The organism is Moorena sp. SIO3I8 (assembly GCF_010692325.1).
Lineage (GTDB): Bacteria > Cyanobacteriota > Cyanobacteriia > Cyanobacteriales > Coleofasciculaceae > Moorena.
Genome location: NZ_JAAHHW010000004.1, coordinates 1 through 23,222, shown reverse-complemented (window position 1 = coordinate 23,222; position 23,222 = coordinate 1). Strand labels below are relative to the sequence as shown.

The following is a 23,222-nucleotide window of genomic DNA, read 5'->3' as shown; positions in this document are numbered from 1 at the left end:
CTCCCATTAATCCCCCCTTACTAAGAGGGGGTAAATTTTTGGCATTGTTTATAACAAATTAGCAGAATACGTACGGAAGAACCTAAAAAAGTGCTACCAGTATTAAAAATGGGACGATAAGAGTTTATAGGACAATGGAAGACTTTTTGAACAATGTATCTCGTTACCCACGGTACTTAATCAGTATTACTCTAGGGATATTCTATTCCGTGTTTTTGCTGGTAAAACCACTACTGAACCGCCCCCTAACTGCGATCGCATTAATTGGCATAGCCGTAGGAGTTTCTCTATTATTGCTTTTTACCCTACGTGGCATGCTCGGCTTCAGTCCGGTTTAGACTAGGTTTAGACTAGGTTTAGACTAGGTGCGCGCAGCTTTCGATGATGCCCATACTTTAACAAAGGGAACGTCATGACTACAAATCGCCGTGTTTTTCGGGTTTCCTCCCTAATTCAGCAGGAGGTTAGTCAAATGTTGCTTAACGATATCAAAGATGACCGGGTCGGTAGTGGGATGGTTAGCATTACCAACGTTGATGTCTCTGGCGACTTGCAGCACGCTAAGATCTATGTCAGCATCTATGGCACTGATGAGGCAAGATCTAAAACAATGGCTGGATTAAAATCAGCTACAGGTTATGTCCGCCGAGAACTAGGTCGGCGGATTCGCCTGCGCCGCACACCAGAGGTGATGTTTATTGAAGACCGTGGTCTCGAAGGAGGCGATCAGATGCTGAACTTACTGAATCAGCTTTCTCAAGAACGCCAGAACAAGCAACTCGAAGACGATATTTCTGGAGCACAAGCTTGAATTGTCTGCCAAAGTCACTACCTGATCTAAATAACCTTTCCCTAGCAGAACAGGTGGCGCAAATGGTAGTGGTTCGAGCATCCGGCTACCTATTTGATCACCAAATTCAGTATCCAATTTGGGAACCCCCAGCCGAACAATTGCAACGTTGGTTGCAAGAGTTAGGTATTGGGGGTGTTATTTTACTAGGCGGGAGTGCTGTGGAACTTGCCCTCAGGTCGAAACAACTCCAAGAATGGGCAAAAATTCCCTTACTGATCGCTGCTGATATTGAAGAAGGAGTGGGTCAAAGGTTTGCCGGTGCCACCTGGTTTCCCCCACCGATGGCACTGGGAGCTATTGCCCAAAAGGATCCTGAGCCAGCTTTGCAGTATGTCCGTACCATGGGAGAAATCACGGCTACTGAAGCGTTGGCAATTGGGATTAACTGGATCCTGGCACCAGTGGTTGATGTCAACAACAATTCCCAAAATCCTGTGATCAATGTCCGGTCCTTTGGTGATAACCCTCAAATCGTTAGCCAATTGGCTTCTGCCTTTATCCAAGGAACCCGACCCTATCCAGTCTTAACCACTGCCAAGCATTTTCCCGGTCATGGCGATACCGCAACAGATTCCCATCTGGATTTACCAGTCTTGCCCCACTCACCTCCCCGACTAGCTACGGTTGAATTGCCTCCCTTTACCAATGCGATCGCTGCTGGGGTAGATGCCATCATGACCGCTCACCTCCTAATTACAGCTTGGGATGACCAACACCCCGCCACCCTGTCATCAGCGATTTTGACTCAACTGTTGCGCACAGACTTGGGATTTGAAGGACTGATTGTGACCGATGCTCTAGTGATGGGGGCAATTGCTAATCGCTATGGTGCCGATGAAGCCACAGTCATGGCTGTAGAAGCCGGTGCTGATATTCTCTTGATGCCCGTTAATCCCGAGACAGCAATTGAGGCAGTCTGTCAAGCAGTCGAACAAGGACGGATCTCACGGGAGCGGATTCAGGCATCAGTAGAGCGCATCAGTCGTGCAAAACGTAAAGTGGGATATCACTCTCAAAGAGAGGGTTTAGAGGAAGACTCCGCTGCACAACAAATACCATCTCTACAAAACCCGCCCTCACAACCTGTCCTGGAGTCCAGCTTAGACGATGATCCAGCTCAACAACCGATAACATTTCAACCCAACCCCAATTGGCTGTCGCAACTAGCTCAACCAACCACCCTAACGACTGTAGCCGATATTCTCCAGGCTTCCCAGATAACTAGAGGTTTTTTAGCTTCAGCATCAATACCCAGCAGCAGTAATCAACCGTTACGTAATCTAATTTTGGTCGATGATCTCTTAGCTTGTGACTTTTTGGGACAGCACACACCAGCAGTCACTTTACCAAGAAGGCTGGGTTACAAACTCCAACTGGTTGATAGTCACACGACCCTACCTTCGGAAGTAGTCGATAATCCTGTTGGTGCTAAATCTACTCTGCTACAGCTATTTATCCGAGGTAACCCGTTTCGGGGTAGTGCTGGATTGACAGCAGTAGCTAGGGCATGGTTTAAGATGTTGTTAAAAACTGGGAATTTACAAGCTCTGGTGATTTACGGTAGTCCTTATGTCTTAGAGCAGTTCCTACCAGAGTTGCCACCGGAAACACCATATGTATTTTCTTACGGGCAGATGCCAGCAGCTCAAGCGATCGCTCTTAAAGCATTGTTACCCGAAAGCTCAACAATAGATACTTTTGTGAGATTTATTTAATTTTTATGGAGTTTTAAGCTAATTTTTGCCAATTTGCCCCTCTACAGCTTGATCAGAGGACAAGATGGATATGAACTACTGCAATACCGATAGTAAAGATTTTTTTTAAAAAAGACGGAAATATAACATAACCATATAGCTCTGGTCAATTAATCGGAGTTGACAAAATACCCAATCCAATCTATTAAAACAGCAATAATTCCAGCTGTACTGCTATTCCCAATCCCTTGATTATTGAGAGACTCTTTATAAAAGACTATTTATAAAGTAAATCTTAATACAGCTAGAGTAATGAAAATGGGTGGGTTACGGTGGACAGCTCTGTTATAAGATGAGCTTTTATCTTGGTGCGCGTTCACGCTTGTCGGGAAACCCGACCGGGGTCGGATCGCTACAGCACTCGCCCCCTATCCCACCCATTTAAGCTTTATTTAACAAACAGTCTCTAAAATATATCCCATATTCTGATTACCAAACCAATGTTATCTGATTGGGTTGATCAGAAGGGTTTGGCAGCCAGGTGGTCGATATAGAGATAGGGGGCTTGAGAGAAAGGTAGCTCCTACAGCCAATGACCAATGGCTCAGTCATAACCCAGTAGGCATTTTAGCTGAGCATGGGTTAGACTTTGACAACTTGCCCAAGGTATTTGAAGATCCTTATCAACAAATCTTGGTCAATGGTAACTTCTTATACTGAAATAATTTTAGTTCACAGTAAATAAATTTGGATTAATATAATCGTATCCCCGTTTTTTAGATCAAGCTGATAAGATATCCATGAGTGTTAACACAGTGCCATCTACCCCTTCTATCCGTTACTCAATCGATGTGATCCAAGACGAAGCACGTCGCTTGGTGGATAAAGGATTTGTCAGTCGTCAACAGCCCATTTACGTTCTTTGCCAATATATTCCAGCTCGAGAATGGCTGTGTGTGGAGTGTGAGCTAGAGCAGTGCGAATTCCTGCTAAGAGACCGCATTGCTGACCTGATCGGTTCTCAACAATGGGAAAATGACTAAGCGACCTCAGTCAAACGGCATAGAAGCTGATCCTTAGACAAAAAAGTGCGATCAAGTCGGTAACCAGCAAAACCCCATCAATGCCACCGATAAAGGCTATAGTGACTTACCGGATTGGTTGGGCAACCGTCAGCGGTTGAGTAGATCTCAGCAAACTTCAGGGAATGGTGTTGGGGAGTAACAAAGCTGCCATTTTTAGTAAAAAGCCTTGAGTTGATGGTATCTCAGCGCTGAGTGGGTAAATCCATGTTTATGGGAACAGAAATGTCAGAGATTGAGCGGAGTTTCTGTTTCCCGTGCTTGATTTCTTGCCTATTAGGCTCCCGCTCTAGTCTCCCACTCAGACCTGAGTTTTTTCACGCTCCGCGTAAATCTAACTATTACTGTCTGATTTACGCAACTCCTCTAACTCCTTACGAAGATCAGCAAGTTGTGTTGTCAGTTCCTCAATATCATCCTGTGCATTGGACTGAACAGGATTGTTAGATGATGGTGCAGTAGGATCACTGGAGGTACCTGTTGTCGGTGGATCCACGGGATTACCTGGTTGATTCCACATCTGCTCAATAAAACGTCGGGCTTCAAGTTCAGTAGTCTCTCCTTTTTCCGCCCACTCAGTCATCTGTTGATTGAAATCTGACTGAAACTGAGCCAGACTTTCTTCACGCTTGTCAGGGTCTTGCAGGGTTTCAACGAAAGAGGCTGTTGCCCCCAAGGAGGCGCGAAACCCAGTTTGCAGTAATTCCAGGAGATTGTTGGAGTTCATTTATACTAACGATTTCCCATAAATTTTTTCTTAAGAACGTCCCACGGACGTGCAGTTCATCTGCTATGGAAGAGCCGAAACGGTTAACAAATTCTTCCCCATCTTAACCATCTCCCCCTGTTGCCTCTGACCCGCCTGTTGCCTCTGACCTTAGTTTCTTGAGAGACATTAGGCAGGATCTGACACGACAACAGTTGCTGGAAATGACACCCAAGCCTTCAGCTGACTTGTTCCAAATACAGGTTAACATCTTCTACCACACGAGTCAGTTCAGCTTCCGTACTCAAGCGGATGCGATCATCTCTGAGAGTAATTAAGACAATAGCCGCAAATGGAGAAGGATAGATATTGGGATTGCAGAAAATCTCAAGAAAGACATCCCCAGTAAATTGGTACTCCATCGGTTTTTGAGGCTTGGGTCTACCACCACTAGATACCTGAGCAGCAGCTTTCAGACTCTGCATCAGTTGGTAAAGCTCACTTTGCAATTTTTTGGCAGCATCGGCGGTGAATGGAAAAGACACCGAACCATCATTAAGATTTAATTTAAGTGGTATAGCAGACATAAGGCAACTCTAAGATGTAATCGATTGTTTGTTAATCGTGGTTGATAAGTTAAGTCGGTAAAAATAAACGAGACATTCTACCCAGCCGATGCAGTTCAAGTCAACGGTAAACGGTTAACTTCAAGGGGAAAAAGATTAAGCCCTTATTATACTTTCCTATTGGGATTATACTTTGCTGTGGGGACTAACATCGGTCCCCAATGACTATTAATCAAAGCTGATAATCAAAGCTGAGGCTCTGCTTGGGACGTGGTAGCCAAGCTTTTCTCTTTGTCCCGCTTCCGCTTTTTGGCATACAGCTGAATTGAGGCAGCCATTACTATAATCATCGCAAGAATTAACCAAGAGGTAATATCTGTAGGCAAACTGTTCTTAAACACTGCCAGTAAAACAATTACCATCAGCAAGACAGTAGGTGCCTCATTGAGAGCACGAAACTGCTGACCAGTCCAACTGCATTCATTGGCAGCCAGCCGTCGCATAATCCTACCGCAATAGAAATGATAGACCAGTAAAAGGGCTACAAAAGCCAGCTTGATATGTAACCAACCTTGCTTGAGCACTTCTGGTTCTGTTAGCAGTAAACCAATTGCCATCGCTACCGTTACCACCATACCTGGGGTAGTAATTATGTGATAGAGACGTTTTTCCATAATCTCATACTGATTTTTGAGAATGGTTTGGGCAGGTTCGGGCTCTTGTGAAGCCTCTGCATGATAGACAAACAGACGCACCAGATAAAACAGACCGGCAAACCAAACCACTACACCAATGAAGTGAAACGCCTTGAACCAGAAATAAGCCATAGATTGTGTCCTCCATTATTACAACAGCGTCATGCAGCTGAGCAGTGTCTAGCCTCCTGACTTCAGCTATAGCGCGTGTCGCGTATCAGCTATCAGGTTCTTGAGGGAAGTCCCACGAATAATCATATACTCACGGTCCTCAGCCAAATGCCTAAGTTTTCCTTGCTTCAAAAGCTTAGTAGACCAGAGCTGATCGCTAAATGCTTACGATTATCTCATGTCTTCTTTAACTCATACAAAAACCATACAGATTCAAACAGATAGATGAACCATAGCGTAAACCTGGGGTTGAGACAATGGACAAATAAAAAGCGATGCAGAGGTGCGACCCGTGGCGAATTTAATTACGGGTCAAGCGCACCTAAGCGGTCTTGGGGTAAACCCCCACTCGCGCTTTGCATGGCTGACAGGGAAACGTTTTACTTAACCAATGTCAAGGGTATGATTAATGCCAGTAGCATGCGAGAAAAAAGAAGATCACCTCGCCAACAGACCTCCATTTCTTATCGATTGGCTGGTCTCTTCTCAGCTCGTCATCCAGTCGTTAATATTAGTCGAGGAGGTTGCAGCATTTACAGTGAAAAAGCTATTCCAGTCGGTCAAGTTATCAAAATACAGTTTTTCTTGCCACAAAATCACACAGTTACTGCTACAGTTAAAGTCATGTGGTGCAGAGAATCTAAAGTAAATTCCCTAGCAAACTATAGAGCTGGTTTACAGTTTGTAACAGTCTCACCAGAAAGTCTAGATTGTCTGTTAGGTCTGCCAGCAACACCTATTTCAACGCCTCAACTTCAGCTGAATAAGTTACTAAGAAATGATCCGGCTAAGACTTCTAACACCTGCTATACCTAATCCTCATACTAAGTTGCGCGTCCAGAAAAGATATTACCCTTTGAAGAGATGACGGGTGATGGAGTTAATGATTAATAGGGTAAGCAGTTACTACTGATTAATTTTAAGTATTAATGGCTCTCCTAGACTGATTATAGTAAATTAGTAGTTGAAATGAGCTTAACCCCTTAAATAGCAAGGGATTCAATCAACTATAGCGTTTTTTAAGCTAGTAAGGTACAAGTTTTCGGGTTTTAGGGAGCAGGGAGCAGGGACTTCGGAGCAGTGAAGTCAGAAGAGGGAAAAGGTAAAAAAATATGTGTACCTCATTAGGGGAAAAACCGCTATAAAAATACATTTTTATTGAAATTGCATTTTTCAATCACTCAAAGCATTACTGGGCAAGCACTATAGCGCTTATTTGATCAGAATTTATCATAGCCACTCTAGGAGAGCCCTATTAATTTTAAGTATTAATTTTAAGTAAACTTGGGATAAGTTGCAGGGCAAACGCATCTAAATTAGATTGACAAATAAGCAAAAATGTGCTAAACACAACCCAGGTTAAGTTGAGCACCAAATATGAGATAATGACTTCATGACTAATTTTTAAGAACTCGTTGGCGTGTCTGACAAATGAAAAATGGTGTATTGATGCAGTCGCTCATGGTTTGAATTTACCGTAAGATAGGGTCGCCTTATTAAAAAATATTTAACCCTTTTCTGCATAACCTGCTAACTATAAAGGCTCCACTATCTAAGGTTTTGTCTCCGGGGGAAACCACGGCAGTCGCTCATGGTTTGTTCGCGTTCGCCTTTGGCGTGGCCTACGGCCAAGCGTCGCCTTTGACGATAGTTACCGTAAGACAGGCTCGCCTTAATCAATAAGTTTTAACCATGCATCTGCATAGCCTACCAACCATAAAGGCTCAACGTAATCAGGTTTCGTCTCCGGGGGAGACCCCCAAGACCGCGCTGCCTCCCCTGTTCCCTTGCTGCATCGCTTTAATATGCTGACCTTGAATAGTTGAGGAAGTGTAAGCTATCGCAATTAATAAAACTAGAGAAATAAGTCGTTTACCTTCAACCTTAGTCTCCTCTATATTATAACCACCTGTCTTAAAATCTCTAAACATTTCCATGCCTCGCTTCGCTCACCAGGCTTCGCCAACGAATCAAATCTTTTTTTATAAGCTGAAATCGCCAACTCTAAGCTCTCAAGATTTGTCAGAATAAACCAGGCTTCTTTTGGGGCTATTCCCTTAATTTTACGTTGCCACTTACAAGGGACATTAAAACTTATAAACCCACGGGTTTTTGTCACTTTAACTCCTTGGAGAAACAAAGATAATCCTGGTGTTACGCCTAAATTATTTAATTGAATCCAAAGATAATTTTTCACTTCGATAAATTCGTTATTCTTAAGACGTAAGCAGAAATATACACCCAACGACTGGAGATGCTGCGCCAGCTTGAGTGAGCAAAATTATCTATCCCCTAATAGACCTTTATAATTTTTTAAAAGTGGCATCACTGAAGATAGGGCAGTTTTCTGTTCATTAATATTGCGCTTACCCTAATTTGGGAAGTAATTCAAAATATATAGGAAAGGCTCTGTCTTGATGCAGCCGCTCATGGTTTGAACGCGACTGCATCAAGACAGTGAGCGACTTTTGTGGAATAAAACAACCACTGAAGTTCGTTTTTACATAAGTAGTTTGGAAAATAATGCTGATAAAATTGCTAAAGCTATCCGCAGTCATTGGGGGATTTAAAACAGCTTACATTGGATATTAGATGTCACCTTCTCTGAAGAGAGTAGTCGTATTCGCAAGGATAATTCTCATGAAAACTTGGCTTTACTAAGTCGTTTAGCTTTAAATATACCAAAGGGAACAGGGAACAGGGAACAGGGAACAGGGAGTAGTGAGTAGGGAGTAGGGAACAGGGAACAAAATTATCACAATTCATTTAGGATTGCTATATAATGAAACAAGAAGCCAGCTTTAAAGGAAGTTTAAAGATGAAACGCGCTTCGTGCTGCTATGGACAATAACTATTTAGTCAAAATTTTAGCATCTGCCAGTAAATAACTAGGGACTTGTTAGTCAAGTTTTATCCAAGAGAATAAGCCGAATATGCACCCAAATTTATGAGTTAACATTTCGGGAACTAAGGGAGGACGCGGTCAAAAATTTTTAGTCAGCTCCAATCGCTTGATTGTTACTAGTTAAAATTGAGAAATATAGATTTTTGAAAACTTACTTAAGTTAGATGCGTTTACCCTGACATTTTTAACTCCCATACGAAGTTAAACCGGACAACAATGATGCCGAGCGAGGGTTGCGTCCTGTAGTAGTACATCGCAAAGTTAGTGGTGGAGCTAGAAGTGATTGGGGCGCGCTCGTTAGTTGCTCAAATGTTTAGCTTCTTAGAAACTAAGCGGTTAAAAGGTTCGTCGGCGATTAACAGTTTGTGTGAACTGTTGTCTAATGCTGGTCGCGATCCGCCTGGATTGCCATCTACTTAATACTTCAAGGGCTTGTAATTTATCTCAATCTTTTCAAGCCCTAATTTTGGCTGGTCGCTGTCTGCAACAGCTGGCAATATACATATACCATTAACTTGATGGAGCTTGTGATTTACATCTTTCTCAACAAGCTCTACTTTTTGCTCTGAGTAGTTACGAGCCGGGTAAAAAAAAAGGTAAAAGATTAAATATATGTGGACTATTATAAAGAGGAAAAAGTTTTGAGTATGGATTGGCTTTCAAAAGTTTTAAAAGCGGTGCGACCCAGGGCTTTTTCAAAGCTAAGCGTGAACGCGCACCAAGAGAGCGAAAGTTAGATCAAATTAATGAATTGGCAAGCAGTACAAGCAGAATAAAGATTAAATAAAACTGGAAAAATAACTGTTGTTGTTCAAGACCAAGGTTCTATTCATACAAGTAAATTAACGAAATCTAATTATGATAAATGGGAGAGTCTTGGACTTTATATAGCACTACGCGCTACTGTTAGGACATTCCTAAACTCCGAAACCTAGTCCTAGCTTGCTTTTGACTTCTGACTTATAACTTCTGACTTGCGCGTAGCGCTATATATTCTTGTTACCTAGTTATTCTCCTGAACTCAATCGAATTGAGAAGGAGTAGCAACGACTGAAAGAAGATGAATTAGCTGGTCAAATGTTTGAGGATGAATACGAAGCGCGCAGTCGCTGTAATGGCAGGTATTCAGACGAGACAAAATCGGAATGGATTGGCGGTCAAAAGATTTAGATTTAATTAATTTTTGAGGTTTGATTTAAGAAAATGACTGGATAGTTAATCACTCTCATGTGCTCAGTATTCTGTCATTTTGCTTCGGTCTGATTCTGGTTATATTGAAGTGATTTAATTTGTTTCATGGCCGGTTTTTTTGAAGATTTTTACGATTTTCAACTGCTCTAGGTCTTGCTTTGTGAAAATTGACATCGGGTCACGTAATGTTAGACTTATCAATCCTTTACAAAACTTAATACAGTGCGATTTATTTTGTCCGACTACTTATTGCTTTTGCCATAGTGTATCAACCGAAGTTCCACTAAACTGGAAACTTCGGTTTTATATTGTTTAGTGATTAGTCATCTGGTAAGCATTCAGCTATCATACCAAATCCGGTTTAATAAGACTATATTCAAAACCATCAAAGTCTTTGCCTAGACTTGATTTGAGGATTTAGGTAAGTAACCTATAATAACCGGATTTGGTATCAGCTATCAGCTATAGCGCGTGTCGCGTATCAGCCATTTGCCTGTGGCCACGCTACTTGAGGTGGTTTTGAATAAAATAAGCACCTCAAGTAGCGTGAGCCTTGGACTATGGCCACGCTACGCGAATGGCTCAGGGCTGACGGCTGAATGCTTACGTCATCTGACCAATGAAGAATGGCTAATCACTAATCACTAATCACTAATCACTAATCACGCTTTGAAGAAACTATTCCCACTCTATGGTTCCAGGGGGTTTGGAGGTAATATCATAGACTACCCGATTAACTCCCTTGACTTCATTAACAATCCGGTTGGAAATAGTTTCAAGTAAGTCATAAGGTACTCGTGACCAGTCAGCGGTCATACCATCTTCACTGGAAACAAAGCGCAATACAATCGGATGAGCGTAAGTGCGCTTGTCCCCCATTACTCCCACACTGCGTATTGGGAGCAATACGGCAAAGGCTTGCCAAAAGTCGTTATACATTCCCTGTCGGCGAATTTCATCTCGAACGATGAAATCAGCATCTCGCAGAATATTCAACCGTTCTGGGGTCACTTCACCAATGATGCGAATCGCCAACCCTGGTCCGGGGAAGGGATGTCGGCGCACAATCGCTTCTGGCAAGTGGAGGTCACGACCGAGTTGGCGCACTTCGTCTTTAAATAGCTTGCGTAATGGTTCTACCAACTTGAAGCGCAGGTTTTTAGGTAAGCCTCCAACATTGTGATGGCTCTTGATTTTCACAGCTACCCGCTCACCGGTTTTGGGATCAACGTTAGTATGGGCTGATTCAATCACATCGGGATAGAGGGTACCCTGAGCTAAATAATCAAATGGACCAAGACGCTGGGATTCTTCTTCAAAGACGCGAATGAATTCGTGACCGATGCGGCGACGCTTTTCTTCTGGGTCAGTGACACCAGCAAGGCGAGCCAAAAAGCGATCGCGAGCGTTCACATACTCTACTCGAATACAAAATTCTTCCTCAAATAGCTTCACCAAGTGCTCTGGCTCCCCTTTGCGCATGAAGCCTTGGTCAATAAACATACAAGTTAGTTTATCCCCAATGGCGCGATGGAGTAAGAAAGCAAGGGTAGACGAATCTACTCCACCAGACAGAGCCAGCAGAACCCGTTTTTCCCCAACTTTGGCACGCACTTCTCGAATTGCTTCCTCGATAAAAGCAGCAGTGGTCCAAGTGGGTTCACACTCGCAGATGCTGTAAACAAAGTTACGGATTAGGGCAATACCATCGGTTGAATGCACAACTTCTGGATGGAATTGCACGCCATAAAGTTTTTTCTGATAGTTAGCGATGGTCGCACAAGGGGTATTCTGAGTATGGGCAAGGACTTCAAACCCATCTGGCAAAGTCACACAGGAATCCCCGTGGCTCATCCACATGGTTGAGTGGTCTCGCACATTGCTCAGTAAGTCAGTGGGGTGATCAATTAGTAAGGCGGCTTTACCATACTCAGCTTTTTTTGCCCTGGTAACTGTTCCACCTAGTTGTTGCACCATCAACTGCATCCCATAGCAAACCCCTAGCACGGGTATACCTAGATTCCAAATTTCTGGGTCACATAGGGGAGCACCATCGTCATAGACGGAATTGGGGCCTCCAGATAGAATGATGCCCTTGGGATGAAGCTGCTGTAGCTGTTCAGCTGTGGTCTGATAGGATAGCACCTCGGAGTAAACGTTAGTCTCGCGAATGCGACGAGCAATCAGTTCCGAGTATTGAGAGCCGAAGTCCAGAATCACAATCATCTGGCGATTCAACTGCTCTGCTAGAGAGGCTACAGCCAATGCCTCTTTCTGGTAAGATAGTTTGTTGGTCCTTAGGGTTACTGCTGTGTTCGTCATGTTTAGTTGTGTGAATGTACGAACAGGTCGCTGCCTAGGTGTTCTTCTTGGCAGCATAAATTGATTGCTATGAACAGATAGGTTGAAAGCTGATGGTTTCCGTAAATTAATCCTTCAACGCCCCAACACTTTGATGTGGATGGTAGCGCTGGCATTAACCAGTTAGTCTGAGTCGTAGACTCTCATCGACGATACAGAACTCAATCTGTTTACGGTTATGTCAGTTTCCACTCCCACACGCACTTCATAGACCTGCCTGGCAGTGGTATGTCTGTTGACAATCTCGTGACTTCTAGTCATGAGATTTTTCAGGGTTTCAGTCTATATGTCCTGAAATGCGAAGTTTCAGCTGATAATCAAGTTAATTTATCATACATTGGGTTCGGCTACAAGATCCGCCCGCCAATGTATTAAGATTTATAAAAATTTATCACAAATTTGAAATTAATGTGCAACCTGTGGGACTGGTAACAATAATTTTGCGATCGCGATCGAACAATACAGAGCCTACCTGGATATGGTGCTCACTGTGTTTGCGGATGTAGTCAAAGCAGCGTTGGTCAATGGTTAATGCGATCGCATGATAAACCTGATTGACCCAATCAGTGCCCTGAGTCTGATCCCATTGACGCAGACAATTGAGAGCAGCTTCAGTGGTTTGACTGCCAAATACTTGCCTGATCAGTGGGGTTGGTACTCCTAACTGCGCACAGTGAGCGGTGATAATTTCCAGTCGTCCATCAGCTAGGTGGTGGTGAGTATGAAAAATTCCTCCTGCCAGTTTAATTAACTTACCATGATAGCCAAATAACAAAATTTCTGGCACCTGGCAGTACCCAGCTGCTACCAACAACGGTCCAAGCCAATTAGCTGTTTTTACCAGCCGCTCGGGATTAATCCCCAAGCCTCGCGCCAAATCTAAGCCATTTTCTCCCACACAGAACACTAGTGTTGATGAATGTGAGGAGGATTGCTCTTTTAGCAATTTGCTGGCTTTTGCTTTTAATTCCTCCTGGTAAGCAGCTAATTGACCAGGAGCACTCAGAGGCTGGGAAATGCCAGTAGTTCCTAGTAGGGAAAGTCCTTCTACTACACCAAAGGCAGAATTAGAAGTACGCTGTGCCAACTTCCGCCCTTCCGGCAAGATAATCGTCACCTGAATTTTCTCTGGCGCTACTAGCAGACAACTCAAGTTATGGTGCAATAGTTTCTTAGCGTAAGCATAGATGGCTGGTTTCCCTCCGGCATTGATTTGTCGTCCAATTCCTTCACCCCCTAATAACTGTATCGATTTAGTTTGCTCGGAGGAACCCCATTCTACGACTGCCCAAATCGGGGTATTACGGGTAAGGTCAAGGTTATCACCAGGGTTAGAGTGAGTGATAGCTAGCGCTACCCCTTCTCGAATCCTAGCCACTTGCTCAATGGGAATGTCTACGGTTTCAGGAGGGTTAATTAAGTCCACTGACACCGTTTCCACAGGTTGGTCGTTGCGTAACTTATGGAGGGCGGCTATTGCTGAGGCACAGGCGAATACGGGTAAGGTATATCCAGATTTAGGTAGGGAGGTGGTCATGTAACCAGGTAAAATTTGCGATCGCTTAGTTCTTCATTGTCTAATTGGTAATTGGTAATTGGTAATTTGTAGTTACCGATTACCAATTACCAAAAATCCCCAAACTAGTTGATAAGTGATTAACTTTATTTGTATTATATAGTGTTTAACCTACTTATTATGTAATGTTAATAAAATCTACATTAGCGGTAGTTTTTTTTTATAAATAAGAGGCAAAAATCTATTTAATTTGCTGTCTGTTGAGATTTGTTTATCCCTATAATATCCAGTGTGATATTAATTTGTTTCTGCTTACATTCACTATCGGCAAGGTATTATTCCAGGTAAATATTGATTTATTATAAATTTTTTAATTATTTTTTTTAGTAACAATTTTAAACTAACAATACTAATCCGTGTAGGAATTGTGATAATTTTTGATGCCCTATTCCCTACTCCCTACTCCCTACTCCCTACTCCCTACTCCCTACTCCCTACTCCCTGCTCCCTGTTCCCTTTGCTATAATATTTCCAAGGGTTTGATATAAGGCTTGAGTATGTATCCAACCTACAAAACCACTGTAGAGACAGTCTCCTTCAGGGCTAGCCACAAATACATGGTGTATTAGTAAAGGATTCTGCCAAGTCCGAATGGAAATGCCATTTTTAAATGTTATATAAGTTTTGGCTCGCTTAAAATTTCGACCATGACCATCAGTCATACCTGGGACTGAGTGTAATTGTCGAATTAAGCTAGTAATAAAGTCTCCTGGTGGAGGAGATTGTGTGATAACTGGATTCGCCCAAAATTTCTGGATTTCTGCTGCGACTAACGGATGATTTTTGAGAGCAGCATGACGCAGATTAGGTAAACAAACGAATTGACTAGGAGAAAACTTGGTTGTCTCTATTGTTATCGTGCCGTCGCTACCATGATCACTATCACCAGCTATTACTAATGTGGGAATCACTGCGCCAATGGACTCTGCTAGTTGTCGGCGGTTGATACCTAAATCCTTTGCGATACCAATACCAATGCCAAAGGGGTCTATAATTCTAGCTAGATCTGCACCACCAATAGGAGAACCAATCAACACTAAGGATTCTACTTGTGACCACCAGTCTCGGTGACGGCTGAGGAGTTCTAGCCAAATTAAGCCACCCATGGAATGACCAATAATTCGGATTGGTGTTTGGGGATAAGTGACAATGGTATCTAAGACGATGTGTTCGAGTTGGTTGATTAGGGGTTCTATCCAGAGCCAAGTTTTGAACCAACCGAGATCGGGAGTAATGATGGCAGTGCGGGATGTGGCTAAGGATTGGGCAAGGCTTGCCATCGCTTTAGAGTTATCCGCCCATCCGTGTTGTGCGTATAGAAGAAAATCTGGTTTGTCGGTCATTTCCCCTAAATCTAGGATACTGGTAGTTTCTTCTCGATTTTAGGTACGGGAGGACACCATGAGTAAGCAATTGTGACAATCCCTTGAGGGTCACATAATAGGCTTTGCAAGAAAAGGAATGCACCCTAACCGTTGCAGTATCACTGGATTCTTGGAAAGAGATGCTGCATAGCATTAGCTACAAGGGCTAAGAGACAGATTCCGGAATAGGTATAACCTATTACCAAAACCCTTTGAAACCCCATGGTCTGGTGCAATTATGAATACTGTAGACTATCTCCGGATTAGCTTGATTGACCGCTGCAATTTCCGTTGTCAGTACTGTATGCCTCAAGGAGCAGAACTTGACTATATCCTACGGCAAGAATTACTCACTGATCAAGAACTGCTGACTCTGCTCAAGGAGGTGTTTATCCCGGTAGGATTTAGAAAGTTTCGCCTCACCGGAGGTGAACCCCTATTGCGTCCAGGTGTAGTGGAGTTAGTTAGAGCGATCGCATCTTTACCCGAAACACAAGATTTAGCCATGACTACCAATGCCTTTTTACTGGCTGGTATGGCAAAGGAACTCTACCAGGCGGGTTTACGGCGGATTAATATTAGTCTGGACTCCCTCAATCGAGAGACATTTCACAAAATTATTGGCAATCGGGGACGTTCGCGCTGGGAACAGACTTGGGAAGGGATAAAAGCTGCCCATCAGGTTGGATTTGACCCGTTAAAGCTGAATGTGGTGGTAATTCCAGGAGTTAATGACCAGGAAGTGCTGGATTTAGCTGCTCTAACCATTGACCGCTCCTGGCACGTTCGATTTATCGAGTTTATGCCCATCGGGAACTCCCAGCTATTTGGTGAGCGGGCGTGGGTACCTTCGGAAGAATTACGGCAACGGATTCGCTTACGCTGGGGTTTGATAGAATCAAGTGTCCGGGGTAATGGCCCAGCTGATGTGTTCCAGATTTCTGGTGCCAAGGGCACCCTGGGATTTATTAGTCAGATGTCAGAATGTTTTTGCGATCGCTGCAATCGGATGCGTCTATCTGCTGATGGTTGGCTGCGTCCCTGCCTACTTAATGAACAAGGTCAAGTTGACTTAAAAACTGCTCTACGCAGCGGCGTTGATACCGCTGACTTAAGAGAGCAGGTCAGACAGTTGCTGATGATTAAACCAGAAATCAATTTCAAGGAGAGAGACTCTGGTACCGATGGTTTATATACAAGGACGATGTCACAAATTGGCGGATAGTTTTTTAGGTTACAGGTTAGTCAGGTTGAACGCGATCGCGTTCAACCTGTTAACTTTCAACCCGGGTTAGACTTTCCTGGAGTAGTACTCAACCACCAGTAGCTCGTTAATTTGTAATGCTACCCATTCCCGATCAATAATCCCATTCACCTTCCCAGTGAAGGTGTTCTTATCAAACTCTAAATGGCTAGGAAGGTTTGCTAAGCCAGGAAATTCCAAGTTGCGTTCTACTAGACGGCGGGATTGATCACGGTTTCTAACCGCAATCACATCCCCAGGGCGACACTGATAGCTAGCAATATTAACTACTTGACCATTTACAGTAACATGACCGTGATTCACGAGCTGACGAGCAGCTGGGATGGTACCTCCCATACCCATGCGGAAGACTGTGTTATCCAGTCGCATTTCTAGCAGTTGCAGCAAAGCTTGTCCAGTGGAACCGGTGGCTCGACGAGCTTTACGGACATAGCGAATTAACTGCTTTTCAGTCACTCCGTAGTTATAGCGGAGTTTCTGCTTTTCTTCGAGACGGATCGCATATTCTGAGCGTTTCCTACGGTTTTGACCATGTTGACCTGGGGGATAGGCACGGCGGGGTGTTTTACGACTTAAGCCGGGCAAATCACCCAGGCGGCGAACCACCCGCAGACGCGGGCCTCTATATCGAGCCATATAAGTTCCTCTGTACTATATTGTGTACTATCTTTACTAAAGATTTCCCAAAACTATTATCATACAATTTATTAGGGCAGTGGGGATAAGGAAATTGCCATGGGGAAAATTTCCAGCAGGTGTTAGGTCAATAGCCCTATCTACGGAAATTTCTATACTGCAAACCACCTTAGTGCTATATAACGGGATTAGCGCTACCCAACCCATACGCGATCGCTTCACGAAAGAAGGCGGGGTAAAGGCTTTGACGCAACTACCCTAAATAATCACTTCTAGGTTTATATCATGTCCGGATAATTAGTGATAAAAAACCATCTCCGATTAAACCTTATTCCTTTACTTCTGCCAAATGGCTTCGATTGGGCACAAGCGTGTAAGTATTCAACCGGACATGATTTTACTGACCCAGGACGTAATTAAAAATCAGCGGAGCTACAATTGATGCATCCGATTCAATCACGTAACTAGGGGTGTCCGTATCAAGTTTGCCCCAACTAATCTTTTCACTAGGTAGTGCGCCACTGTAGGAACCGTATGAGGTGGTACAATCGCTAATTTGGGCGAAGTAACTCCACAACTTACAGTCTTCCTTGAGATCCTGGTGGATCAGTGGCACAACGCAGATGGGAAAATCTCCAGCAATGCCACCCCCAATTTGAAAGAATCCCATGGAAAAATCTCTGGTATTTTCCTTATACCAATTAACAATAAATACCATCAGCTCAAGACCGCTCCGCACAACATTCAAGCGACTGATATTTCCTTTAATAACTTCAGAAACCAAGAAATTTCCCAGAGTTGAATCCTCCCATCCAGGAACAAAAATAGGAATTTGTTTCTGCCATGCTGCCATCACCCATGAGTCACGAGGATCAATTTCATAAGAGTCTTTAAGCTCTTGACTTTCAATAAGTTGATAAATGAACTCGTATGGGAAAAAGCTTTGGCCAGATTGATCAGCTGCTTTCCACAGTTTCAGCAGATGCCGTTCAATTTTCCTCATCGCTTCTTCTTCAGGAATACAGGTATCAGTAACTCGATTCATACCGGACTCAAAAAGAGCCTTTTCCTCTTCTGGTTTCAGTGAACGATAATCCGGTAATCTCTTATATTTAGCGTGGGCAACCAGATTGAATATATCCTCTTCAAGATTGGCTCCGGTACAGCAAATGGCATGTACCTTGTCTTGGCGAATCATTTCAGCCAGAGAGATACCGAGCTCTGCTGTACTCATGGCACCAGCCATAGTCAGAAACATTTTATTACCAGATTCCAGGTGTTTCACCCATCCTTCAGCCGCCTGAACACACACGGCTGCATTAAAGTGTCGAAAATTTCTGTTCATGAACTCTCGAATCATCGTTTTTCCTCCAATAGTGGGTATTACAGTTGAGTACTTTACAGAACTATAGATAAACGTTCTAGAAACAGCAGAATCACCCATTGAGCAAATGGGAAAAAACCGGAAGCAGCAGTTAGTTAAGAGCCTTGATGAAAAACTGGCGACTGCCAACTTGAACTCTCCCTCAGCTAAAGCAAGAAGGAAACAAGCTACGATATCAAGTCTTCATATAATTGAAAACATCGTACCGTTCGCTCCGGAGCAAAACTCCAAGGCTGACTTTGATTAGACTTAAGCCTTGATGTAGTGCCTGATGGGGAGCCAGCTAGGTTTTTTTTTCAGCACCAAACACTGCTAGAAAATCCTTATCTAGTCAACTAGCTTTTGAGGTGTATGATTCCTCGTCACAAATTTAGTAGACAAGGGGAATCACGCCCCTAACTTGTTTTTATCCCCGCCGCTTGTACACAAGGGGTTTCAACTGGGTTTGAGATCAAGAAATCCCTGATCACCAGCAACGCTTCTCGATTTGGTGTTGTTTTTAACAATTATCACGAATTCCTATGATATATCAATCTGGTAACACCTGTCTTGAAGGTTACTGGTGGAACGGACAGGGAAATAAGTGACCTCCCTCATCTGGCGTTGCTCCCGTTGTGGGATTATTGAAGGGAATGGACAGCCAGTAAGTGTTTTGCTATGGTTAGTCTTAAATCTAGAATAGCATCGGCTGTTGATTTGAGGCACTGATGGCCTGTTCACCGATTACTTTTATCTGAGTCCTGATACGATTTACGCCATGACAGACTTGATTAGTGAAATTTTAAGTAAAGTAGGGTCAGTTGCTCCTCAAGTACCGCCATACTTTGAGTCCCTAGAGACCTACGCTGTTAAGAAAGTTTCCGATGCTGACACCATTGATGTGATTGATGCCTCCGGAGAAGAGATTACAGTGCGCTTCGTTTACATTGATGCACCAGAAACTCCTAAGGGGTGGGGTTACAAAAAACTTGAGGATAAAAATCAGGACAATGCCCTCTATCAAAGTCAATTTAAGTGGGGCAACGAAGGTAAAGACTGGGTCAAACAGTTGGTAGAAGAAAACGGTAATAAAGTTAAATTGAGAATTACCGACATCGACACTCGCTACAATCGTAGGATTGGCGAAGTTTACTTATTGGATGGCACATTTCTTCAGCATAGTTTAGTCAAAGAAGGATTAGCACTGATTTATTACGATTATTTTAGTAAGTGCCCTCGTGAGATGGCTATCTCTCTTCTGTTGGCAGAGGCAGATGCGGAACGCCAAGGAAAAGGGTTATGGCAAGAACCGAAGTCAGGATTTATCGAGCCTTGGTTGTTTCGTCCCCTTAAGAAAAAGCAAAAAGCCCTGCTTGAAGACCCAGATGCAGATCAGCAGCTGGCAGAAAAAATTCAAACCCTCTATGAAGACCTAGAAGCTGGCAATATCACTAAAGATCAGTTTGAGGATAGGTTTAAGGAGACGCTGAAGTAAGATAGCAGTTCTCAATTGGTTGAGGTAATTTTGTTCTGGGTTTTAGGGAGTAGGGAGTAGGGAGTAGGGAGTAGGGTTAAGAACATTGAATGTAGGTGATCTAGCCATTTGCCTATAAGTTAATTAATAAAATTGGACAAAAAAGATACAGTCCACTTATATATTTGCAATAATCAATACTTATGTTGAATGCCAACTGCTCTATTCCCTATTCCCTATTCCCTATTCCCTATTCCCTATTCCGAAGTTCTCTAAAAACTTTTATATCCAAAAGATTAGCATAATTAAGGGCAAAAAAAGGATTAACTTAGAAACCGCTCCAGGGGTGCATGTCAGTTTTGTTAATCCCTGATTCAGATCCCCCGTTTCCCTTAATAAGGGGGACTTTTCAATCTAATTCCCCCCTTTTTTAAGGGGGGTTAGGGGGGATCTATGTACCTAATTACAAAGTTGACATGCTCCCCCGCTCCAGCTCCAGATTTAGTAGTATAAATTGATATTACCAGTAGTTCTATGAACCGTTTTGCTGTGTATGCAGAGTTAGGGGTTTCAGAAGTTTGGCGTTATGATGGTGAATCTTTTGAGATTTATCAGTTACGATATCGAGAATATAGTCTTTGTCAATAAAGTTTGGCTTTTCCTGGTTTACCTATAGGGTAAATTGAGGTATTTTTAGCAGAGGTGGACACCAAAGATTATTTGCAGTTGGTAGCATAATTTCGGAGTTGGGTGAGGAAGCGTTAAACTCGTCTAAATTCTCAACATCCCCTTTGATATCAGAAGATGTTGAAGAAAGTTTCTAAAGCATTAGATTGCAGAGTCTAAGCAACCGTCCCAGTAATAGAGTATTGTCCTAAGCTGCCGTAATCACTATATCCGGTAACTAAGTTTCCTTGGCCAGTACCATCAATGCTTAGATAATACTGTCCTGGATAGAGGTTAAGATTAAAGCTAGCGGACAGAGAACCGATGGGATTAGAAGAGCTAATCAGTTGACCGGAAGCATTATATAGCCTAGCCAGAATGTCTAAATTAGGTCCTCGCTCAAAAGGCTGAATATCTAGGGCTATGTTGCCCGTTGTTGAATTGAACGTGAACCAGTCAATGTCGTTATTTTGTTCAATAATGCCATAAGTTTCCACCTGACCATCATTGAAAGATAGCGCTGCTGCACCGATGAGACTGTTACTATAATCGTCCAGGCGATAGCCAAAACCATTTTGCCCAGTGATGATGTCTAGGTCATCTTCTTGGTTGCTGGCACCGATATACTCACCCTTGCTCCATTGAGTTAGATTTCTATCGTTGCCCTCTCCCATAATAGGAGCCCACCCTGTTTCGACACTGCCATTGCCATGACCATTGTAGTACTCGTTGGTTAAATTACCGTCATGTGTAAGACCCAAGGTATGAGCTACCTCATGGCTAATAGTTTCAGCCACCGCTTTCTCACTGCCTCCAGCGCGATTCTCTGAAAAAACAAAGGTGGGGGTATCACTGTTCCAGTTGAATGAATTAATATAACCCACACCACCGGTACCTTCTTGAAACCAGGAACCATCTCCCCCAATCACAACGCGAATGCCCCATTGGGAATCACTATTACTAGTTTTTTTGAGTTGGTCATCGGACGGTTGGGCAGTAGTCACATTGACATTAAAGGGACTAAAGTCTTCGGCCACCCGTTGCCAAATGCGCCAAATGGTCTCTGTTTCAGCAGTGGAAAAATTTGAAGTATCCCCATCCGTGTCATAGGCAGGGGTCACAATGGAATTCCCGAAGTTCTGGTTCCATGGGGTATTTGTGGTAGTATGACCATCAAAGTCAAGGTAAATAACGTGGTCTGCGTCTGGATTGCTGTTGAGGGAAAAGACTTGGTTCGGGCTCAAGGGCTGATAGGTATTTGGTTTAGTAGTTGCAGTAATTCCAGTAGTGGTAGTACTTTCAGGTAACTCTAAATCATCGGAAACAATGCCATTGCTACCAGAAGCGTAGGGTCTGACCTGGGCAAAGTAAGTCCCACTGCTAGCACTGTAGTTGATCACATCGTTAGCATTGCTACCCTGTAAAAAGCTAGCCACCTTTTGCTTGCCAAAGTCCAAGATGCCATTATTCTTAGTGTTCCGGTAGAGTCTGAAGTTAGCATTATCACCAGCACTAATATTGTATAGATTGAGTTTAATTTGACCGTTGTTTGAGACCCTAAACTTAAACACATCAGTGCGGTCTAAGAGCCTAAACTCCCCATTGCTGCTGATGAAATTCCTGGTGAAAGTGCCTAAATCCGCGAAAGTAACCATGATTCACTCCTGACTTTTTTTCTCTGTGAAAAGAAATATAAATTAGCCTAAAAACTTGATTTTTTTGAGCTTTACTACATCTACAGCGTAATAAAAAACACCTAAGTTTTGTAATATTTGTAAGCAAAGTTTATCAGCTCTTAATTTTAAACGAAATTCGCTTAATTATCACAGTTCTCAGAGCTGATTGGTAAACGAAGCTATAACCATGGCGCTGCAAGGCTTTCAAGAATTCGGCCTCGGTTTAGCCCTGTTCCCTGAAATCCATATCTGTCAAGGGATTTGAGCTCTTTATAGTTACTTTATAAAGTAGCTCTTATCATCCCCTATTTCAAAGAGTTTTAACTCAGAATTATTACTTTTAAATTGTTCAATCAAAGTAGATCCTTGAGTTTCAGTAAGTTCATGTAGGGTGGGCAGTGCACCAGACAGATCAGATCAGCTGTTAATAGGCTTGATAGGCACTGCCCACCTAGGATTAATAACGTTGAAGGTTGAACGCGAACGCGTGGCCGAAAGGCCAAGGTTGAACTTTCAACTTTTAACTTTCAACTTTTAACTTTCAACTTTCAACTTTCAACTTTCAACTTTCAACTTTCAACAAACCTTTAAACTGCCATGCCCCTTTCCACAGCGGGTCGCTGCTGCATTGTCTCGACCCAAAGTTTGAGGTGGGGATGGTTATCTAGGGTGACTCCCAAATACTCATAGGCAGCTACCCAAGGATAGGTAGCTATGTCGGCAATGGAGTAATCTCCAACAATGAATTCCTGTTTTGCTAATTGCTGATCTAAGACACCAAACAGACGTAGGGTTATTACGGTCGATGCCCGGTATTATCCGGGGCACCTCCGCTTCAGAACCGTGCGTGAAGTCGGGTAAGGTTTGTAGATTACTCTACTCCCCTCCCCTAAGAACCGGACTTGACAGTTACCCATCATCCGGCTCAAGCCTTACTTCAAGCCTTCTGCTTGGTTTTCTTTTTGCCATGAAGAAGCTT

At 43.2% G+C, this 23,222-nt stretch carries 21 protein-coding genes and 2 pseudogenes; 10 read left to right on the top strand and 13 right to left on the bottom strand.

Annotated elements, in window-relative coordinates:
• Positions 1-134: 134 nt before the first annotated feature.
• The 4 genes from F6K51_RS02910 to F6K51_RS02895 all read left to right on the top strand — a co-directional run bounded on the left by F6K51_RS02910 (position 135) and on the right by F6K51_RS02895 (position 3,590).
• The gene (locus tag F6K51_RS02910; RefSeq protein WP_293017919.1) at positions 135-338 is read left to right on the top strand and encodes a DUF751 family protein; all 204 of its coding nucleotides are present in this window, start codon (positions 135-137) and stop codon (positions 336-338) included.
• Positions 339-412: 74 nt separating this feature from the next.
• On the top strand, positions 413-811 hold the full coding sequence (gene rbfA, locus F6K51_RS02905; protein ID WP_293017917.1) for a 30S ribosome-binding factor RbfA: 399 nt from the start codon (positions 413-415) through the stop codon (positions 809-811).
• On the top strand, positions 808-2,568 hold the full coding sequence (locus F6K51_RS02900; protein WP_293017915.1) for a glycoside hydrolase family 3 N-terminal domain-containing protein: 1,761 nt from the start codon (positions 808-810) through the stop codon (positions 2,566-2,568). Before rbfA ends, F6K51_RS02900 begins: the two co-directional genes overlap by 4 nt.
• 779 nt (positions 2,569-3,347) lie before the next feature.
• Positions 3,348-3,590, top strand: coding sequence for a DUF4327 family protein (locus F6K51_RS02895; RefSeq protein WP_070395448.1), 243 nt, complete (start codon positions 3,348-3,350; stop codon positions 3,588-3,590).
• Positions 3,591-3,963: 373 nt separating this feature from the next.
• Here the strand turns inward: F6K51_RS02895 and F6K51_RS02890 are convergent, their stop codons facing one another.
• The 3 genes from F6K51_RS02890 to hemJ form a co-directional block, all read right to left on the bottom strand.
• On the bottom strand, positions 3,964-4,356 hold the full coding sequence (locus F6K51_RS02890; protein ID WP_293017914.1) for a hypothetical protein: 393 nt from the start codon (positions 4,354-4,356) through the stop codon (positions 3,964-3,966).
• A gap of 218 nt (positions 4,357-4,574) precedes the next feature.
• On the bottom strand, positions 4,575-4,922 hold the full coding sequence (locus F6K51_RS02885; RefSeq protein WP_293017912.1) for a hypothetical protein: 348 nt from the start codon (positions 4,920-4,922) through the stop codon (positions 4,575-4,577).
• Positions 4,923-5,146: 224 nt separating this feature from the next.
• Positions 5,147-5,728: a protoporphyrinogen oxidase HemJ gene (hemJ, locus tag F6K51_RS02880; RefSeq protein WP_293017911.1), complete on the bottom strand. Its 582-nt coding sequence runs from the start codon at positions 5,726-5,728 to the stop codon at positions 5,147-5,149.
• A gap of 399 nt (positions 5,729-6,127) precedes the next feature.
• Here hemJ and F6K51_RS02875 point away from each other — a divergent pair, with 399 nt between their 5' ends.
• A complete protein-coding gene (locus F6K51_RS02875; RefSeq protein ID WP_293017910.1) occupies positions 6,128-6,583 on the top strand; it encodes a PilZ domain-containing protein in 456 nt (151 codons plus the stop codon).
• Positions 6,584-7,566: 983 nt separating this feature from the next.
• Here the strand turns inward: F6K51_RS02875 and F6K51_RS02870 are convergent.
• Positions 7,567-8,178 (bottom strand): annotated as a pseudogene (locus tag F6K51_RS02870) (IS4 family transposase); the annotation flags it as partial.
• A 184-nt stretch (positions 8,179-8,362) separates the two neighbouring features.
• Positions 8,363-8,533, bottom strand: coding sequence for a hypothetical protein (locus tag F6K51_RS02865; protein ID WP_293017909.1), 171 nt, complete (start codon positions 8,531-8,533; stop codon positions 8,363-8,365).
• Positions 8,534-8,869: 336 nt separating this feature from the next.
• On the opposite strand from F6K51_RS02865, the pseudogene F6K51_RS02860 reads away from it, so the two are divergent.
• Positions 8,870-9,092: pseudogene (locus F6K51_RS02860) on the top strand (transposase); the annotation flags it as partial.
• 1,266 nt (positions 9,093-10,358) lie between these two features.
• Positions 10,359-10,511 carry a hypothetical protein gene (locus F6K51_RS02855; RefSeq protein ID WP_293017908.1) on the top strand — a complete coding sequence of 51 codons (153 nt, stop codon included), beginning with the start codon at positions 10,359-10,361 and terminating at the stop codon, positions 10,509-10,511.
• Between the two features lie 30 nt (positions 10,512-10,541).
• On the opposite strand, the gene guaA is transcribed toward F6K51_RS02855, so the two are convergent.
• The 4 genes from guaA to F6K51_RS02835 form a co-directional block, all read right to left on the bottom strand.
• Positions 10,542-12,185 (bottom strand): glutamine-hydrolyzing GMP synthase, encoded by a 1,644-nt coding sequence (guaA, locus tag F6K51_RS02850; RefSeq protein WP_365939895.1) that lies wholly within the window; start codon positions 12,183-12,185, stop codon positions 10,542-10,544.
• 162 nt (positions 12,186-12,347) lie between these two features.
• Positions 12,348-12,485, bottom strand: coding sequence for a hypothetical protein (locus tag F6K51_RS02845; RefSeq protein WP_293017907.1), 138 nt, complete (start codon positions 12,483-12,485; stop codon positions 12,348-12,350).
• 130 nt (positions 12,486-12,615) lie between these two features.
• Entirely contained in the window at positions 12,616-13,761 is a 1,146-nt protein-coding gene (gene cbiD / locus F6K51_RS02840) for a cobalt-precorrin-5B (C(1))-methyltransferase CbiD (protein WP_293017906.1), read from the bottom strand.
• Positions 13,762-14,234: 473 nt separating this feature from the next.
• Complete coding sequence (locus F6K51_RS02835) at positions 14,235-15,143, bottom strand: alpha/beta hydrolase (RefSeq protein WP_293017905.1); 909 nt, start codon at positions 15,141-15,143, stop codon at positions 14,235-14,237.
• Positions 15,144-15,402: 259 nt separating this feature from the next.
• Between F6K51_RS02835 and moaA the strand changes: the two genes are divergently transcribed.
• Positions 15,403-16,389, top strand: coding sequence for a GTP 3',8-cyclase MoaA (gene moaA / locus F6K51_RS02830; protein WP_293017904.1), 987 nt, complete (start codon positions 15,403-15,405; stop codon positions 16,387-16,389).
• A 66-nt stretch (positions 16,390-16,455) separates the two neighbouring features.
• Here moaA and rpsD read toward each other — a convergent pair whose 3' ends face one another.
• Complete coding sequence (gene rpsD, locus F6K51_RS02825) at positions 16,456-17,064, bottom strand: 30S ribosomal protein S4 (protein WP_293017903.1); 609 nt, start codon at positions 17,062-17,064, stop codon at positions 16,456-16,458.
• A gap of 79 nt (positions 17,065-17,143) precedes the next feature.
• On the opposite strand from rpsD, the gene F6K51_RS02820 reads away from it, so the two are divergent.
• Positions 17,144-17,326 (top strand): hypothetical protein, encoded by a 183-nt coding sequence (locus F6K51_RS02820; RefSeq protein WP_293017902.1) that lies wholly within the window; start codon positions 17,144-17,146, stop codon positions 17,324-17,326.
• Positions 17,327-17,461: 135 nt separating this feature from the next.
• On the opposite strand, the gene F6K51_RS02815 is transcribed toward F6K51_RS02820, so the two are convergent.
• Positions 17,462-18,424 carry a deoxyhypusine synthase family protein gene (locus F6K51_RS02815; RefSeq protein ID WP_293017901.1) on the bottom strand — a complete coding sequence of 321 codons (963 nt, stop codon included), beginning with the start codon at positions 18,422-18,424 and terminating at the stop codon, positions 17,462-17,464.
• A gap of 781 nt (positions 18,425-19,205) precedes the next feature.
• On the opposite strand from F6K51_RS02815, the gene F6K51_RS02810 reads away from it, so the two are divergent.
• Positions 19,206-19,922, top strand: a complete 717-nt coding sequence (locus tag F6K51_RS02810) for a thermonuclease family protein (protein WP_293017900.1) — start codon at positions 19,206-19,208, stop codon at positions 19,920-19,922.
• An 821-nt stretch (positions 19,923-20,743) separates the two neighbouring features.
• Here F6K51_RS02810 and F6K51_RS02805 read toward each other — a convergent pair.
• Together F6K51_RS02805 and F6K51_RS02800 are read right to left on the bottom strand one after the other, a co-directional pair.
• Positions 20,744-22,222 carry a hypothetical protein gene (locus tag F6K51_RS02805; RefSeq protein ID WP_293017898.1) on the bottom strand — a complete coding sequence of 493 codons (1,479 nt, stop codon included), beginning with the start codon at positions 22,220-22,222 and terminating at the stop codon, positions 20,744-20,746.
• 608 nt (positions 22,223-22,830) lie between these two features.
• Positions 22,831-23,028 carry a glutathione binding-like protein gene (locus F6K51_RS02800; protein ID WP_293017987.1) on the bottom strand — a complete coding sequence of 66 codons (198 nt, stop codon included), beginning with the start codon at positions 23,026-23,028 and terminating at the stop codon, positions 22,831-22,833.
• Between the last annotated feature and the right edge of the window lie 194 nt (positions 23,029-23,222).